This window comes from Bradyrhizobium diazoefficiens, from assembly GCF_016616885.1.
GTDB classification, from domain to species: domain Bacteria; phylum Pseudomonadota; class Alphaproteobacteria; order Rhizobiales; family Xanthobacteraceae; genus Bradyrhizobium; species Bradyrhizobium diazoefficiens_F.
Window position 1 is genome coordinate 4,193,178 of the sequence record NZ_CP067102.1, and the last position, 15,703, is coordinate 4,208,880.

General features: G+C 64.7%; 15 protein-coding genes. 8 read left to right on the plus strand and 7 right to left on the minus strand.

The window, feature by feature from the left end; genetic code table 11:
- Positions 1-7: 7 nt before the first annotated feature.
- Entirely contained in the window at positions 8-1,021 is a 1,014-nt protein-coding gene (trpD, locus tag JJC00_RS19520) for an anthranilate phosphoribosyltransferase (protein ID WP_200467610.1), read from the minus strand.
- 14 nt (positions 1,022-1,035) lie between these two features.
- Positions 1,036-2,934, minus strand: coding sequence for a SurA N-terminal domain-containing protein (locus JJC00_RS19525; RefSeq protein WP_200467611.1), 1,899 nt, complete (start codon positions 2,932-2,934; stop codon positions 1,036-1,038).
- Positions 2,935-3,208: 274 nt separating this feature from the next.
- Between JJC00_RS19525 and tpiA the strand changes: the two genes are divergently transcribed.
- From tpiA to JJC00_RS19540, 3 genes are all read left to right on the plus strand, one after another.
- Complete coding sequence (gene tpiA, locus JJC00_RS19530) at positions 3,209-3,964, plus strand: triose-phosphate isomerase (RefSeq protein ID WP_200474164.1); 756 nt, start codon at positions 3,209-3,211, stop codon at positions 3,962-3,964.
- Positions 3,965-4,103: 139 nt separating this feature from the next.
- Positions 4,104-4,493 (plus strand): preprotein translocase subunit SecG, encoded by a 390-nt coding sequence (secG, locus tag JJC00_RS19535; RefSeq protein ID WP_148753720.1) that lies wholly within the window; start codon positions 4,104-4,106, stop codon positions 4,491-4,493.
- 166 nt (positions 4,494-4,659) lie between these two features.
- Positions 4,660-6,291 (plus strand): CTP synthase, encoded by a 1,632-nt coding sequence (locus JJC00_RS19540; protein WP_200467612.1) that lies wholly within the window; start codon positions 4,660-4,662, stop codon positions 6,289-6,291.
- A gap of 4 nt (positions 6,292-6,295) precedes the next feature.
- Here JJC00_RS19540 and JJC00_RS19545 read toward each other — a convergent pair whose 3' ends face one another.
- The 3 genes from JJC00_RS19545 to JJC00_RS19555 all read right to left on the minus strand — a co-directional run bounded on the left by JJC00_RS19545 (position 6,296) and on the right by JJC00_RS19555 (position 9,116).
- Positions 6,296-6,958 (minus strand): class I SAM-dependent methyltransferase, encoded by a 663-nt coding sequence (locus JJC00_RS19545; protein ID WP_200467613.1) that lies wholly within the window; start codon positions 6,956-6,958, stop codon positions 6,296-6,298.
- A 110-nt stretch (positions 6,959-7,068) separates the two neighbouring features.
- The gene (locus JJC00_RS19550) at positions 7,069-8,445 is read right to left on the minus strand and encodes a sensor histidine kinase (protein WP_200467614.1); all 1,377 of its coding nucleotides are present in this window, start codon (positions 8,443-8,445) and stop codon (positions 7,069-7,071) included.
- Entirely contained in the window at positions 8,442-9,116 is a 675-nt protein-coding gene (locus tag JJC00_RS19555) for a response regulator transcription factor (protein WP_200467615.1), read from the minus strand. Before JJC00_RS19555 ends, JJC00_RS19550 begins: the two co-directional genes overlap by 4 nt.
- 191 nt (positions 9,117-9,307) lie before the next feature.
- Between JJC00_RS19555 and JJC00_RS19560 the strand changes: the two genes are divergently transcribed.
- The 5 genes from JJC00_RS19560 (at position 9,308) to JJC00_RS19580 (ending at position 14,122) form a co-directional block, all read left to right on the plus strand.
- Positions 9,308-9,634 (plus strand): NIPSNAP family protein, encoded by a 327-nt coding sequence (locus tag JJC00_RS19560; RefSeq protein WP_200467616.1) that lies wholly within the window; start codon positions 9,308-9,310, stop codon positions 9,632-9,634.
- A 108-nt stretch (positions 9,635-9,742) separates the two neighbouring features.
- Complete coding sequence (gene kdsA, locus JJC00_RS19565) at positions 9,743-10,594, plus strand: 3-deoxy-8-phosphooctulonate synthase (protein ID WP_200467617.1); 852 nt, start codon at positions 9,743-9,745, stop codon at positions 10,592-10,594.
- On the plus strand, positions 10,594-11,805 hold the full coding sequence (locus tag JJC00_RS19570; RefSeq protein ID WP_200467618.1) for an MFS transporter: 1,212 nt from the start codon (positions 10,594-10,596) through the stop codon (positions 11,803-11,805). The genes kdsA and JJC00_RS19570 overlap by 1 nt, the downstream gene beginning before the upstream one ends.
- Before the next feature lie 193 nt (positions 11,806-11,998).
- Positions 11,999-13,423, plus strand: a complete 1,425-nt coding sequence (locus JJC00_RS19575) for a serine hydrolase (protein ID WP_200467619.1) — start codon at positions 11,999-12,001, stop codon at positions 13,421-13,423.
- A gap of 246 nt (positions 13,424-13,669) precedes the next feature.
- The gene (locus tag JJC00_RS19580; protein WP_200467620.1) at positions 13,670-14,122 is read left to right on the plus strand and encodes a universal stress protein; all 453 of its coding nucleotides are present in this window, start codon (positions 13,670-13,672) and stop codon (positions 14,120-14,122) included.
- Positions 14,123-14,171: 49 nt separating this feature from the next.
- Here JJC00_RS19580 and queF read toward each other — a convergent pair whose 3' ends face one another.
- Together queF and JJC00_RS19590 are read right to left on the minus strand one after the other, a co-directional pair.
- Positions 14,172-14,624, minus strand: a complete 453-nt coding sequence (queF, locus tag JJC00_RS19585) for a preQ(1) synthase (protein ID WP_200467621.1) — start codon at positions 14,622-14,624, stop codon at positions 14,172-14,174.
- Between the two features lie 48 nt (positions 14,625-14,672).
- The gene (locus tag JJC00_RS19590; RefSeq protein ID WP_200467622.1) at positions 14,673-15,650 is read right to left on the minus strand and encodes a Vgb family protein; all 978 of its coding nucleotides are present in this window, start codon (positions 15,648-15,650) and stop codon (positions 14,673-14,675) included.
- Positions 15,651-15,703: the final 53 nt, after the last annotated feature.

A 15,703-nucleotide genomic window follows, 5' to 3' on the forward strand; every position in this document is an offset into this window, starting at 1 on the left:
GACAGGCTCAGCTGTTCGAGACCGCGATCAAATGCTTCAGCCGCGCGTTCGCCGCGCCGCTGTCGAGCGATCTCGCACCGATCGCGACGCCCTCCTTAAGGTCCTTGGCGCGGCCGGCGACGACCAGCGCCGCAGCGGCGTTTATCAACGCGACGTCGCGATAGGGGCTCGGCTTGCCGTCGAGCACGCTTTGCAGTGCGATCGCATTGCTATCGGCGTCACCGCCCTTGAGTGCGCCAGGCTCGCAGCGCGACAGGCCGGCGTCCTCGGGCGTCACCTCGAAACTCCGGATCTCGCCATTGTGGAGCGCGGAGACGAAGGTCGGGCCGGAGAGGGTGATCTCGTCGAGCCCATCGGAGCCGTGCACCACCCAGGCGGATTCGGAGCCGAGATTCTTCAGCACCTGCGCCAGCGGCTGCACCCATTGCCGCGAGAATACGCCGACCATCTGTCGCCTCACGCCGGCCGGGTTGGACAGCGGTCCGAGCAGATTGAAGATCGTGCGGGTGGCGAGCTCGACGCGCGTCGGGCCGACGTTCTTCATGGCCGGGTGATGAGCCGGCGCGAACATGAAGCCGATGCCGCATTCACGCACGCAGCGCCCGACCTGCTCGGGCTTGAGGTCGATCTTCACGCCGAGCGAGGCCAGCACGTCGGCGGCGCCCGAGCGCGACGACAGCGCGCGGTTGCCGTGCTTGGCGACCGGCAGGCCGGTGCCGGAGACAATGAACGACGCGCAGGTCGAGACGTTGACCGAGCCGGAGCCGTCACCGCCGGTGCCGACGATGTCGACGGCGTCCGCAGGCGCATCGACCGTGAGCATCTTCGATCGCATCGCCGTGACCGCGCCGGTGATCTCGTCCACGGTCTCGCCGCGCACGCGTAGCGCCATCAAGAGGCCGCCCATCTGCGAGGGCGTGGCCTCGCCGGACATCACGGCGTCGAAGGCGGACGCGGCCTCGTCACGCGACAGGCTGGCGCCGGTCGCCACTTTCCCAATGATCGATTTCAGGTCGTCCATCGCGTGCTTTCAACTCACTGGTTCGCGCCGGTCACTTGCGCGAAGGCGGCCTGATTAATGCTGGTCCCGATGTCGGCTTCAAGCTTGGTGACGTAAGAGGCAACCTGCTCGTCGGTCAGCGACTTGTCGATGCCCTCCTTCAGCTTTTTGACGGCGTCGGAAGCGGTATCGACCGTGGGCTCGACGATGTCGGTGACGCGGAAGACGATGACTTCGGTGCCGCCGGTCACGGGCGCCTGTCCGACGCCGTCCTTGGCGGTACGGAAAGCGGCCGCAACAATGTTCGCAGGCACGCCGGCCGGCTGATCATCGCGCTTGAAGCCGCTGGCGGTCTCGACCTTGGCGTTGATCGCGGCCGCCTCGTCAGCGAGCTTGCCGCCATGTTCGAGTTTCTGCACCATCTCGGTCGCCTTGGTCTTGAGCTTGGCGGCGATCTGGTCCTGGCGCCAGCGCGCCTCGACCTGGTCGCGAACCTCGTCGAGATTGCGGTCGCGCGACGGCGTGATGGCGACCACGTCATACCAGACATAGCCGTTCTTGAACGAGATCGGGTCGTTGTCGACGCCGACGTCGCTGTTGAAGGCCTGCGACACCACATCGAGGCCCTGCGGAATATTGGCGACCGTCTGCCCGTTCGGCGCGCGGCCGGAGTGGTCGACGGCATCGATGGTCACGGCGGTGAGCCCGAGCTTCTGCGCGGCATCAGCAACGCTCGTGCCGGCGCCCCGCTCGTCCTCCATCTTGTCGCGGAGCTCGCCGACCTTGACGCGCGCACGCTCGGTCGCGATCTGGCGCTTCACGTCGCTGGCAAATTTGGCGTAGTCGGCCTCGACACTCGGCTCGATCTTGTCGACCTTGACAATCGAGACGCCGAGATGGCCCTGGATCGGCTGGCTGATCTCGCCTGCGGGGAGCGCGAAGGCGGCATCGCCGACGGCGGGTTCGAGTGCGGATTTGGCCACAAGCCCCAGATCGACGTCGGTGGCGCTCAGTCCGCGTTCCTTGCCGAGGTCCTCGAAGGAGAGTCCGCCGGCGAGGCGCTCGCGCGCGGCCTGCGCCTCGGCGAGGTTCGGGAACACGATCTGGTGGATCCGGCGCTTCTCCGGTGTGGCGAGCAGATCCTTGCGCTGATCGAACAGCTTCTTCGCGTCGTCATCGGAGACGTCGCTCCATTTGGCGATCTCCTCAGGCGAGATCACGGCGAAGACGATCTTGCGAAATTCGGGCGCGCGGAACTGGACCTTGTGATCCTCGAAATAGGCGGCGAGCGCCTCGGGCGAGGGCGCGTCGATCGTGCCTGCCTGCGCCGTGTCGAGCCTGACGAATTCGATCGCGCGCTGTTCGTTCTGGAAGCGCGTCGCGACGTCGAGCATGGCCGTCGGCGGCTCGAGGCCGGCACCGATCGTGCCGGTGATCTGCCGGCGCAGTGCCACCTTGCGCTGCTCGGCCACGTAGCGCTGCTCGGTGTAGCCGAAATTGCGGATCAGGCCCTGGAAGCGGTTCGCATCGAATTTGCCGTCGACGCCCTTGAAGTTCGGATCGTTCATGATGAGCTCGCGGATCTGGTTGTCGGACTGGCCGAGCCCGAGCCGGCGCGCGTTTTCATCGAGGGCGGCTTCCGCAAGCGTCTGCTGCAGCACCTGGCGGTCAAGGCCGAACGCGCGTGCCTGTTCCGGCGTCAGCGGGCGGCCGAACTGGCGGCCGATCTGCTGGAGGCGGTCGGTGTAGATCTGGCGGAACTCGTTCAGCGAAATCTCGGTGTGCCCGACTTTGGCCACCGTGGACTGGCCGAAGCCGCGGAAGATGTCGGCAATCCCCCAAACGCCGAAGCTGATGATCAACACGCCCATCACGACGGCCATGATGGTCTTGCCGACCCAGTTTGATGAGGCCTTGCGCATTCCTCGAAGCATTTGGTCCAACTTGTTTGGCAGGAGGGGAACGGGAGCGCGTCTTAATGCAGATTCCGCAGAAGCGCGTCACCAAATTGATATGCCATCATAAAGTGGCGGCTTTCCCCCCGCAACCTCGGCTCAGGCCGGCCTTCAATCTGCGGTTAAAGGCCCCAGAGCGTTTTCGAGCGAAGTGGACCCCGGTTCGCGTCAAGAAAACGCGTCAAAACAAGAATCTGGAACTGCTGCGGCAGCTCTGCTAGCGCATGCACACCTCATTTTGCTGGAAATTGACATGACCGATGCCATCCGACCGCTGATCGCCGGCAATTGGAAAATGAACGGGCTGAAGGCTGCGGCCGCCGAATTCGACGCCATGCTCAATGGCGCGGCAGAGGTGGCCGGCAAGGCCGATCTGCTGGTCTGCCCGCCGGCGACCCTGATCGCGGGCTTTGCCGACAAGGTGTGCGGCAAGAAGGTCGCCGTAGGGGCCCAGGATTGCCATCCCAAGGCGTCCGGCGCCCATACCGGCGATATCGCAGCCGAAATGCTGGCGGACGCGGGTGCGACCGCCATCATCGTTGGCCATTCCGAACGCCGCGCCGACCACGGCGAGGGCGATGCCCTGATCCGGCAGAAGGCGGAAGCCGCCTGGCGGGCGGGAGCGGTCGCGATCGTCTGCATCGGCGAGACCCAAGCCCAGCGCGATTCAGGGCAGACCCTGGACATCCTCCGCGGCCAGCTCAACTGCTCGCTCCCGGACGGCTCCACGGCCGCCAATCTGATCGTGGCCTATGAGCCGGTCTGGGCGATCGGCACGGGCCTGACCCCCACGGCCAAGGATGTCGAGCAGATTCATGGCTTTATTCGGGAACTCCTGACCATCAGGTTCAAGACGGATGGGGCTAAGATGCGGATCCTGTATGGCGGCTCGGTCAAGCCGTCGAACGCGGCCGAGCTGATGGCGGTCAAAGACGTCAACGGTGCGTTGGTCGGCGGGGCCAGCCTGAAAGCGGCCGATTTCCTTGCGATTGCCAAGGGCTGCCCCTAGCTAGGGGTAACGCGCGGCCGTGGCCGATCGGGGGTGGCAATGCCCCTTCCGATCGTGTAACACCGCGCAACTTCAGGAAAACCCGCGAAGCGCGATCGGCCGCCGTCTCGGCGCTGTCGGCTTGTGACGGAAGGATACTATGCAGACTGTTGTGATCGTCATCCACCTCATGATCGTTGCCGTCATGATCGGTGCCGTGCTGCTCCAGAAGTCGGAAGGCGGCGGCCTCGGCATGGGCGGAGGCGCGGGCTTCATGTCGAGCCGCGGCACCGCGAATCTGTTGTCGCGCACCACCGCGGTCCTCGCCGCCGGCTTCTTCCTGACCAGCCTGTTCCTGTCCTGGTACGCTGGCTACAACCGTGCGCCGTCCTCGATCATCGGCCAGCCGGCGTCGCAGACCCAGCCGGCCGGCGGTGGGCCGATCACCCCGCCGACCTCGGGCGGCATTCTGGATACGCTGAAGAAGGCGGACGAGCAGCAGCAGGCCCCGGCAGCGCCGAGCGGCCCGCAGGTGCCTCGCTCGCAATAAAGCAGGGGGGCCATGCAGGGCGGTGGCTACCGTCCTGCATCAACACCCCCCATCAAGGCTCTGTCACCACTCTTAGTTTTGGCTCACCCACAGGCCCCCAGATTCTTTGGGGCGGAATACGAATCGCTTTGGCGAATCGGATTCGAGGGATTAGAGGTTAGGTCCCATGGCGCGGTACATCTTCATCACCGGCGGCGTGGTTTCTTCGCTCGGCAAGGGTTTGGCTTCAGCGGCACTCGGTGCCCTGCTGCAGGCCCGGGGCTACAAGGTCCGCCTCCGCAAGCTCGATCCCTATCTCAACCTCGATCCCGGAACGATGTCGCCGTATCAGCACGGCGAAGTGTTCGTGACCGATGACGGCGCGGAGACCGATCTCGATCTCGGTCACTACGAGCGCTTCACCGGGCGGCCCGCGACGAAGCAGGACAACATTACGACGGGGCGCATCTACCAGGACATCATCTCGAAGGAACGCCGCGGCGATTATCTCGGCGCGACCATCCAGGTGGTGCCGCACGTCACCAACGCGATCAAGGAATTCGTCCTCTCCGGCAATGACGATTACGATTTCGTGCTGGTCGAGATCGGCGGCACCGTCGGCGACATCGAAGGCCTGCCGTTCTTCGAGGCGATCCGTCAGCTCAAGAACGAGCTGCCGCGCGATCACGCCATCTATATTCACCTCACGCTGCTGCCGTACATCCCGAGCGCGGGCGAACTGAAGACGAAACCGACGCAGCACTCGGTGAAGGAGCTGCGTTCGATCGGCATCCAGCCGGACATCCTACTCTGCCGTACCGATCGCGAGATCCCGAAGGAAGAGCGGCGCAAGCTCGGCCTGTTCTGTAACGTGCGCGAGAGCGCCGTGATCGAGGCGCGCGACGCCGACAGCATCTATGCCGTGCCTGAAGCCTACCACGCGGCGGGCCTCGACGACGAAGTGCTCGCCGCCTTCGGCATCGAATCGCGCATCCCGCCGGTGCTCAAGAGCTGGCACCAGATCAACGAGCGCATCCGCAATCCCGAGGGCGATGTCACCATCGCCATCGTCGGCAAATACACCGGCATGAAGGATGCGTATAAGTCGCTGATCGAGGCGCTCTCGCATGGCGGCATCGCCAACAAGGTGAAGGTCAATCTCGACTGGATCGAGAGCGAGATCTTCGAGAAGGAAGATCCGGCGCCGTTCCTCGAACACGTCAACGGCATCCTGGTGCCGGGCGGCTTCGGCCAGCGCGGCGCGGAAGGCAAGATCAGGGCGGCGCAGTTCGCGCGCGAGCGCGACGTGCCGTATTTCGGCATCTGCTTCGGCATGCAGATGGCGGTGATCGAGGCCGCGCGAAACCTCGTCGGCATCGAGGCGGCCAACTCCACCGAGTTCGGTCCGACCAAGGAGCCGCTGGTCGGCCTGATGACGGAATGGCTGCGCGGCAATGAGCTCGAGAAGCGCTCGCAGGCCGGCGATCTCGGCGGCACGATGCGGCTTGGCGCTTATCCCGCCGCGCTCAATCGCGGCAGCCGCGTCTCGGAGGTTTACGGTGGCGCGACCGAGATTTCGGAACGCCACCGCCACCGCTACGAGGTCAACACCGCTTACAAGGACCGCCTCGAGCAGCACGGCCTGAAATTCTCCGGCCTCTCGCCCGACGGTGTGCTGCCGGAGATCGTCGAGTACGAGGATCACCCCTGGTTCATCGGCGTCCAGTTCCACCCCGAGTTGAAGTCGCGGCCGTTCGAGCCGCACCCGCTGTTCGCCTCGTTTATCCAGGCGGCGATGGTGCAGAGCCGGCTGGTCTGATTTCCTAAGGCATCGCGGTGAAGTCGTGCTCGCGATGCAGCGCCTCGCGAGCGAGCGGTGCTGACGCGTCGGGCGCAACCGATCCCGCAATGATCGTCATCTGCGGCCGCCGCGTCAGCTTGTAGACGGCGGCCGGAGGCATGTTCAGGAAGGCGCGATCCACCAGCGTGGCGCGCAGGCCGAGACGATCGAGCACCGGACGCGGGATCGGGCAGCTCAAGCCATAGGTGAACTGATAGAAGGCGCCGCCGGGGCGGACATAGCTGAATGCGCCACCGAGGATCGAGATGACCTTGCGCGTCGACATGTTGAGCAGCGGCAGGCCGCTCACGACGGCGCCGACGGGCGCACCGTCATAGAGCCGCTCCGTCGCGAGCCGTGCCGCGTCCATCCACAGCACGCGCGCGCCGGGGAAGCGCATCTGCAAGAGCCTCATGAAGTCCGAGCCGTATTCGATCAGCGTGAGATCCTGTGGCCTGACGCCGCGCTTCAAGAGCTTGTAGGTGAACGCACCGGTGCCGGGACCGAGCTCGAGGATCGGGCCGGTCTTCTCGGTGATTTCGCGCGTGATGAGATCGGCGAGCGCCGCGCCCGATGGCGCGATCGCGCCGACCCGACGCGGCGAAGACATCCACGACATGAAGAAGGAGAGGAAATCGTTGGGCATGCGCACTCCGGCATTTCGATTGCACCTCGGAGATCAAAGGTGAGGCGGAGGCACTGTCGCGGGAGTGCATTGCGACAGCATTGCGCTGCGAGCAACGAAAGCGGATTGAATCAAATCTGCGGGCTTGGCCGCAGCGTCATTCTGAAGCAGGTGCCGCCGTCCGCGCCATCGGTGACCGAGACCTGGCCGCCATGCAGCAGCACGATCTCGCGCACCATGTTGAGACCGAGGCCGGCGCCGCGATCGAGTGGCGAGAGCCGGTAGAACGGCTCGAAGATCTGCTCGCGTTGATCGGGTGGAATGCCGGTGCCGTCATCGGAGACCTCGATGCAGGCGGGCTTGCTCACGCGAATGCCGATCGTGCCCCGGCGAGGGCCGTGCTGGATCGCGTTCTGCACGAGATTGGTCAGCGCGCGCTCCAGCGCGGCTGCATCACCGATCGTCTCGATCGGCGTTGAGGGCGCGTCGAGCTCCAGCTCATAGCCCGCGGCGATCGCAAGCGGTGCGAGGTCGGCAGCCGCGCTTTGCGCGATCGCGACGAGGTCGACGCGCGTGAACGGATGGCCGCAGCGGTCGAGCCGCTGGATATCGAGCAATTGCTCGGCAAGCGTGGCCAGCCGCGCCGCATCCTCCAGCAGCCTGGTCTTGTCCGGACCTGAGGGCAGCGATTCCAGTCGCGTGTTCAGGATCGCGATTGGAGTGCGCAACTCGTGGGCGGCATCCGCAACGAAGCGCTTGTGACGGGCATAGCCCTGGTCGAGCCGCGCCAGCGCGTCGTTGACCGCGGTCACCAGCGGCACGACCTCGAGCGGAATTCGCTCCACCGACAGCCGCGCGCCGCGCTGATGGATGTCGATGCGCCGCGCCTGGTCTGCGGTCGTATCGAGCCGCCTAAAGGCGCGCTGCACGATCATCGGCGTCGCGATGAAGGTTGCGGTGCCCATCACAAGCAGGCCGGGCAGGGCAATGCCGAGAAACGCCAGCGAGGTCATGAATAGCGCCTTGGCACCGGTCAGCCTGCCTTGCGTCGCCGTGATGATTTGCACATTGCCGGCATCGGTCTCGACGCGCTTCAGCCGCGCCGCCGGCTTGCGTGGATCGTCTTCGAACATCTGCCAGCCGAGCCGCGCCTGGCTGATCTGGTCGAGACCGCCACCGATCGCCGCGAATTCCGCCGGCACGGCACCTTCGGTGAGTGAATGTCCTTGCCGGTCGCGGACCAGAAACCAGAGGTCCGGTGTCTCGGCACGCAGCTGTTTCAAATCGGGTGTCGACCGCAGGGTCAGGTCGCCGTCAACGCTACGTGCGAGTGCACGCTGCACGACATCGATGACGCGGTCCTCGTCGCGCTCCGCGAGCACGAAGCCTGAGGCGCAGAGCGCACCGACGACGACGGCAACCAGCGCCAGCAACAGTGCGGCCTGGAGCGCAAGCAGGCGCCAGCTCAATCGCGAGCGCAAGCAATAGGGATCGTCGTGCTTGCTCATGATAGCTTCTTCAGGAGATAGCCGACGCCGCGAATGCCGTGGATCTCCACGCCGGCGCCGACTTCCGCAAGCTTGCGGCGCAGCCGCGAGACATGGGTGTCCAGCGCATTCGACTGGATTTCGTCGTCGAAATTGTAGACTGCCTCTTCGAGCGCCGAGCGCAGCACCGTGCGGCCCATGCGGCGGATCAGGGCTTCGAGCACCAGTAGCTCACGGCGTGGCAGCTCGAACGGCTGGCCGTCGATGCTGGCCTCGCGATGGCCGACATCGAAGGCGATGCGGCCGGCATGGATGATGTCCGGGGACAGGCCCGCGGGCCGCCGCAGCACCGCACGCAGCCGCGCCAGCAGCTCCTCGACCGCGAACGGCTTGGCCAGATAATCGTCGGCGCCACTGTCGAGCCCGGCAATGCGGTCGGCGAGCTCGCCGCGCGCGGTCAGGACGATGATGGGCACACCGTCGGCGCGTGCGCGCAGCTTCGGAATCAGCGTGAGGCCGTCGCCGTCGGGAAGCTGGCGGTCGAGCAGGACGGCGGCATGGACGTCGGCGGAAATCGCTTCCTCCGCGTCCGCGAGCGTGGGGGCGTGATCCACCACCATGTCGTAGCGCCTGAGCGCCGACGAAAGCGCCGTGGCCATCTCCGCCTCATCCTCGACGAGCAAAATCCGCATGATCCGGCACCTCAATCACATTGAGCCTTTCTAGCGGCCCGATCATTGCGGCAGCATTGCGGGATGCTGCGGCGTCGCCGGAGGTCCTCCAGCCATGCGCCAAACGCTGGAGGGGGCGGCCGGGCAGGGCTCAAGACAGGATTGTGGGCAATCGCTATAACCGCCCCACCTGTTCAGTGAGGAAAGCAAGAATGATCTACGAGATGCGCCAGTATCGTTGCGTGCCCGGCCGTCTGCCGGCGCTGCTGAAGCGCTTTGAAACGATCACGCTGAAAATCTGGGAGAAGCATGGCATCCGCCAGGCCGGGTTCTTCACCACGCTGATCGGCGAGTCCCACCAGGAGCTGACCTATTTCCTGGCCTGGGAGTCGCTCGCCGAGCGCGAGAAGAAGTGGAGCGCCTTCGTGACCGACCCGGACTGGATCGAGGGGAGCGCCAAATCGGTGGCCGATGGCGAGATCGTGGCCAACATCGTCAGCCAGATTCTGAAGCCGACGGCTTTCTCTTCGGTCAAATAGCGATCCTTCGGGCTGCGGCGCAACCCTGATATACGACGGCCGGCGCCGAATGGGGTTGATCCCACCCACTCGGCCGCTATGGTCGCCCCGAAACAGGGATTTTGCGTCTTGAGCACCAGTCAATCTGCAGCGCCGGTCGTCACCGTCGGGTCGGTCAAATTCGGCAATGATCTGCCGATCTCGATCATTGCCGGCCCGTGCCAGCTCGAAAGCCGTCAGCATGCGCTGGAGGTCGCCTCCGCGCTGAAGGAGATCGCGGCGCGGCTCAAGATCGGGCTCGTCTACAAGACCTCCTTCGACAAGGCCAACCGCACCAGCGCGTCGGCGGAGCGCGGTCTTGGCTTAGCGCAGTCGCTGCCGATCTTCGCCGAGATCCGTTCCTCGCTGGGCTTGCCCGTGCTGACCGACGTGCACGACGCCGCGCAATGCGCCGACGTGGCGCAGGCCGTCGACGTCCTGCAGATCCCGGCCTTCCTGTGCCGGCAGACCGATCTGCTGCTCGCCGCGGCCGCAACCGGCAAGGTGGTCAACGTCAAGAAGGGGCAATTCCTGGCGCCCTGGGACATGACGAATGTCGTGAGCAAGATCACCAGCGCCAACAATCCCAACGTGCTCGTCACCGAACGCGGCGCCTCCTTCGGCTACAACACGCTGGTCTCCGACATGCGTTCGCTGTCGATCATGGCGCGAACGACCGGCGCGCCCGTGATCTTCGATGCCACCCATTCGGTGCAGCAGCCTGGCGGGAAGGGCGCGTCCTCCGGCGGCGAACGCGAATTCGTGCCGGTGCTGGCGCGCGCGGCCGTGGCCGTCGGCGTCGCCGGCGTGTTCATCGAGACTCACCCTGATCCCGATCGCGCGCCTTCCGACGGCCCGAACATGGTGCCGCTGCATCAGTTCGAAGGGCTGATCCGCACCCTGATGGCATTCGACGCGCTAGCGAAGGGCCAAGCGCACTGATGCACGAGCCCCTGGCCAGGCCGTCGTCCGACCAGAAGTTTCCGCCTGCGATCAATATCATCGCGCTCGCCAGCTTCTCCGCTGCGTTGTCGACGCGCGCGCTCGATCCGGTGCTGCCGCATGTTGCGGAAGAATTTTCGATCAGCATCACGACGGCGGCGAGCATCGCGGCCGGCTATGCGCTGATTTACGCGCTGATCCAGCCGATTGTCGGCGCGGCGGCCGACTTGTTCGGCAAGGCGCGGCTGATGACGTTGTGCCTGGCGCTGCTCGGCGTCGCCTGCATTCTGGGCGCGCTTTCCACATCGTTCTCGGGTCTGTTCGCGAGCCGCATGCTCGCGGGCATCGCCTCGGGCGGCGTGTTCCCGGTTGCGCTCGGCCTCACCGCCGATCTCGTTGTGCCGGCGAAACGGCAGGTGGCGATCGGGCGCACGCTGGCGGGGTCGATGACCGGCAATCTGCTCGGCGCGACCGCTTCGGGCATCATCGGCGATCTCGTCGGCTGGCGCGGCGTGCTCGTCATCATCGGCGCACTCGGCCTGATTGCGGCCGTTGCCGTCGCGGCGGGCTTTCGCGGCGCCGCGCTGACGGCGCCGCCGAAGAGCGATCTGAAGACCCTGCGGCAGGGCTATCGCACCATCCTCGCCAATCCCAACGCGCGTTATTGCTATTCGGCCGTATTCGTCGAGGGCTGCTGCGTGTTCGGCCTGTTTCCCTTCATCGCCGCCTTGCTGTTCGATCTCGGTGAGACCTCGTTGTCGATTGCGGGCATCGTCATCGCGGGTTTCGCGGTCGGCGGACTGTTCTACACCTTCACGGTCTCGCGCTTCCTGCCGCGACTGGGCGTCAAGGGAATGATGATCGCAGGTGCGAGCCTCGTCGCGCTCCAGCTCGCGGCACTCGCCCTTGGGCCCGGCTGGAAGGTCCAATTCACCATCATGCTGCTGATGGGCTGGGGCTTCTACATGATCCATGGCTGCTTGCAGGTGTTCGCCAGCGAGCTGTCGGTCGAGGCGCGGGCGACAGCGATGTCGCTGCACTCGTTCTTTTTCTTCATGGGCCAGACGGTCGGTCCGCTCGCTTATGGCCTGGGTCTCCAGCATGGAGGTCGAGTGCCGACGCTGTTTGCGAGCGCAGGGATCATGGTGGTGCTGGGGCTCGTCTGTGCGCGGATGCTCAAGCCGCGAGCACCGTCCGATGCGCGGGCCTGAAGGAAGTGTCGAGATGCCGGTTGTCCGTATTCTTCGAAAAAAACGAACGGTAGCGCGATCGTAACCGGTTCGTTGGCGGCGAACGAGACGGGCCGGCCGGAATGTTGAAAACAATCTAAAATCGTTGATATGGCCGCGTTGCCACCACTAAGCTATTCGGGCGTTGCAATCGCCTGCGGATGTGGGGGGACCGGTGAGCTCATTGACCGCCGACCTCGACCGGTTCGTCGAGGATGTGCGCCGGCACTACCGGGTGCCGGGTATCGCTGTTGCAATTGTCCGTGGCGGGCAGGTCATTCACGTCGCTGCGTACGGACTGCGCCGTCTCGGCAGCGATGCGACCGCCGATATCGACACCGCATTCGCGATCGGCTCCTGTACCAAGGCCGTCACATCAGCGGTTGCGGCCGCGCTGGTCGATGATGGCAAGTTCGGCTGGGATGACCGCGTTCGCACCTATCTGCCGGACTTCCAGCTTCACGATCCCTGGATCAGCGATCACGTGACGATCCGGGATCTCTTGGCTAACCGGACTGGGCTTTCGCGCGCCAGCGTCGGCGAATACGGCTCCGACCTGAGCCGGGCCGATATCCTGCAGCGGACGCAGACCATTCCCTCGGCCTGCGGCTTTCGCGATCAATTCGCATATTGCAATATCGGCTTTGTCGCGGCCGCGGAGGCGATGGCCCAATGTTCCGGCGCGACCTTTGATCGCTTGGTCGATCAGCACATCCTGCGTCCTCTCGGGATGACCGCCAGCAGGGTCGGCGGTTCGGCTGTAGTCACGGACAACGTGGCGGTGCCGCATTATCCGATCGACGGTGAGGTGCGGCCCGTTCCGGCGATGGTCACCGACAATCTTCTTGGCGCGCTGGGCATGATGATGAGCGCGCGAGATGCGGCACGATGGCTCGCTTTCCATCTCGGTGAACAAGCGCGCAGGTCAGCGATCGCGGAAACGCATCTGCTGCAGATCGCCAAACGCGACCGCCGCCTCGACGAAGGTTATGGTCTTGGCTGGTACGTCCGCAACCGACGCGTCCAGCATGAGGGGGCCCAGCGCGGATTCCGCGCCAACATCTGGTGCGATCTTGAGGCCGGGACTGGAATCTTCGTCGCCACGAATTTGGGCATCGGGAGGGCTCACTTCGCCATCACCAATCACATCATCCAACGCTGCCGCGGCGAAACCCTGCTCGACTGGATCGCCGAGATCGATCGGCTCGATCAGTGCGAGCTGAACCAGCGGATGGCGAGTTTTGTGCAGGAGCGGCGCGATCGACCGATATCATCGTCGGGCCTGCGGCTGAACGACTTCACGGGCACGTTTCGGCATCCCGGATTCGGCGTGCTACGCATCGACTCTCGCGGTGACCATCTGTGGTTTCGGATTGAGCACCTCTCCGGTTTCGATGGACCGCTGATGCGCTACTCGGCGATGGGCTTCGAGTACCAGGGCGACCGCGACTCGATGGCGTGGCCACCGCTTGCGATTCCGCGGGAGCCGCGCGGCGACTGTGCCCGGGTGCAGTTCAGAGCGGAGAACGGCGTCGTCAACGGGCTGGCTTGGTCGGATTGGTTCGGCACAGCCCACTTCTTTCGGGATCGGACCGGCTGAAGCCGGTGGTCAGGCTTCCAGCCCCGGCCGCGATTGGGCGCGACGCCTACAGCGTTGATCAACGCTCTATGCGAAGGCAATCGATCGAGCAGATGTGGCACTACAACGCGCGAAGCGAACGCCTCGCTGCGCCGCGAACTGTGCGCCGAGATATCGAGATTGAAATAAAAGCGGATAGACCCAAGGCCGGGATCGGACCATATTCAGAGGCATCACTTGCGGGGGCGAGCAGCAAGGAGCCACTGAATGTACGCCAATATCCTCTTGAGCACCGATGGTTCGGATGTCGCAAGAAAAGGCGTCGAGCATGGAATTGCTCTGGCAAAAGCCTTGAATGCCAAAGCGACCATCGTCACCGTGACTGAAGCGCTGCCGATCGATTATGGCGGCGGACACGATTCGGGATGGATTCCTTCGCAGGACGAGATTGCTAGCTTCGACGCGGCCTGCAAGGAACGGGCAGGCAAAGTGCTTGATCAAGCGCGAGCCATGGCAGACCGGAGCGGGCTGTCGGTCGAACTCTTGCATGTTCCGAATGCGCATCCGGCCACTGCGATTGTCGGAACGGCAAAGTCCAGAGGCTGCGATTTGATTGTCATGGCTTCTCATGGGCGTCGCGGCCTCAGGAAGCTGTTTCTGGGAAGTCAGACGTCCGAAGTTCTCGTCAACGGAAGCGTGCCGGTATTGGTCGTGCCGTAGTTGCTAGGGCTACGACGCGTTATTTCGCTCCGTCAGCCGAGGTCTCAAACTAGCCCCGGCCGCGATAGGGCGCGACGCCTTGCTCGGGCACCCACAGGCCTCTCGGCACGCGGCCGGTCTGCCAGAACACGTCGATCGGGATGCCGCCGCGCGGGTACCAATAGCCGCCAATGCGCAAGAATTTCGGCTTGATCTCGGCGGCGATGCGCTTGCCGATCATCACGGTGCAGTCCTCGTGGAAGGCGCCGTGGTTGCGGAAGCTCGCGATGTAGAGTTTCAGCGATTTCGACTCCAGCAGCCATTGGCCGGGCGCGTAGTCGATCATCAGATGGGCGAAATCGGGCTGGCCGGTCACCGGGCAGAGCGAGGTGAATTCCGGCACGGTGAAACGGACCAGATAATCCGCATCCTTTTGCGGATTGGGCACGCGGTCGAGCTGGGCTTGTTCCGGTGTGTGCGGCCATTCGACCGCGCGGCCGAGCTGGAGAGATTTTTTCGCCATCATAACGTCCTTTCGCAGACGTCGGGATGGACGCAAACGCTGTCGTCGTCAACCAGCGGCGGTTGTCTGAATCAGCACAATCCGGTCGTTGCCGGACTCGCAGCCCCAGAGTTCGCCCGGCCTGCCGTCGAGTTGGCGGACATTGGCATTGGCCCTGTCGCTGGCGAAGACGTTAAACTGCTCAGTCACTGGATCGAAACGGACAATCGCGTTGGCGGAAAAGTCCGTCAGCCAGACCTTGTCCCTGTCGTCGACATAGACGGCGTAGGTGCGGGGATGCTCGCCCGGCAGCTTCCAGGTTTTCCAGGAGCCGTCTGCCGGATCATGGACTGAGACATGGCCGCTGTTCCATTCGCTGACCCAGATTCGGCTCTTCGAATCCGACCAGACGCGCCGCGAGCCCTGGCCTGGGGTCGGCGGCTCGACGACATTGGCGTGGCCGGTTGCGAGATCGATCTTCGCGATGTAGCTGCCGGCGAGCGAGGCGTACCAGACATCGCCCTTCGGCGTCACAGCGATGCCGTAGGGACCGACGCCCTTGGGCGCGTTGAAGACGTCCATCGCGCCGGATTGCGGCGCGAGGCGGCCGTAATAGCCGGATTGGCCGGTGAACCAGTAGGTGCCGGCTCTGTCGAACACGCCGGTGTTGAGATTGGCGTCAGCGAACTTTTCGGGCAGGCGGAACAGCGTAACCTTGAGGTGGGACGGATCGACCCGCGCGATCGCGTTCTGGCCGCCCTCGGTGATCCAGGGCGCCCCGTCGGGGCCGATGGTCACGCCGTGCGGGGCGGCGCCGTCGCCGAGGCTGATCGTCTTCGAGGTGCCATCCTTGGGGTTGAGCCGGCCGAGCATGCCCGCGCCCTGTGCGGTGAACCAGACCGCGCCGTCTGGGGCGGGGGCGAGATCGTGCAGGCCGATGCCTGGGCTTATCGGGAAATATTTCGTCCGGAACGGGCCTTCCAGGGCGATACTTGGGCGGATTGCGAGGAGGGCTGTGCTCGAAGCAAGAAACTGGCGGCGATTCATGGCGTTACCCCGACTGTTTCAGATTGAGGTTGGACGCGCGGACCAGATGCCAT

Coding starts and splice junctions, on each gene's coding strand:
- JJC00_RS19560 (WP_200467616.1), top strand. CDS start 9,308: ATGATCTACGAGATGCGCCAGTATCGTTGCGTGCCCGGCCGTCTGCCG.
- JJC00_RS19555 (WP_200467615.1), bottom strand. CDS start 9,116: ATGCGGATTTTGCTCGTCGAGGATGAGGCGGAGATGGCCACGGCGCTT.
- JJC00_RS19525 (WP_200467611.1), bottom strand. CDS start 2,934: ATGCTTCGAGGAATGCGCAAGGCCTCATCAAACTGGGTCGGCAAGACC.
- trpD (WP_200467610.1), bottom strand. CDS start 1,021: ATGGACGACCTGAAATCGATCATTGGGAAAGTGGCGACCGGCGCCAGC.
- JJC00_RS19570 (WP_200467618.1), top strand. CDS start 10,594: ATGCACGAGCCCCTGGCCAGGCCGTCGTCCGACCAGAAGTTTCCGCCT.
- JJC00_RS19580 (WP_200467620.1), top strand. CDS start 13,670: ATGTACGCCAATATCCTCTTGAGCACCGATGGTTCGGATGTCGCAAGA.
- JJC00_RS19590 (WP_200467622.1), bottom strand. CDS start 15,650: ATGAATCGCCGCCAGTTTCTTGCTTCGAGCACAGCCCTCCTCGCAATC.
- queF (WP_200467621.1), bottom strand. CDS start 14,624: ATGGCGAAAAAATCTCTCCAGCTCGGCCGCGCGGTCGAATGGCCGCAC.
- JJC00_RS19540 (WP_200467612.1), top strand. CDS start 4,660: ATGGCGCGGTACATCTTCATCACCGGCGGCGTGGTTTCTTCGCTCGGC.
- JJC00_RS19545 (WP_200467613.1), bottom strand. CDS start 6,958: ATGCCCAACGATTTCCTCTCCTTCTTCATGTCGTGGATGTCTTCGCCG.
- JJC00_RS19550 (WP_200467614.1), bottom strand. CDS start 8,445: ATGAGCAAGCACGACGATCCCTATTGCTTGCGCTCGCGATTGAGCTGG.
- secG (WP_148753720.1), top strand. CDS start 4,104: ATGCAGACTGTTGTGATCGTCATCCACCTCATGATCGTTGCCGTCATG.
- tpiA (WP_200474164.1), top strand. CDS start 3,209: ATGACCGATGCCATCCGACCGCTGATCGCCGGCAATTGGAAAATGAAC.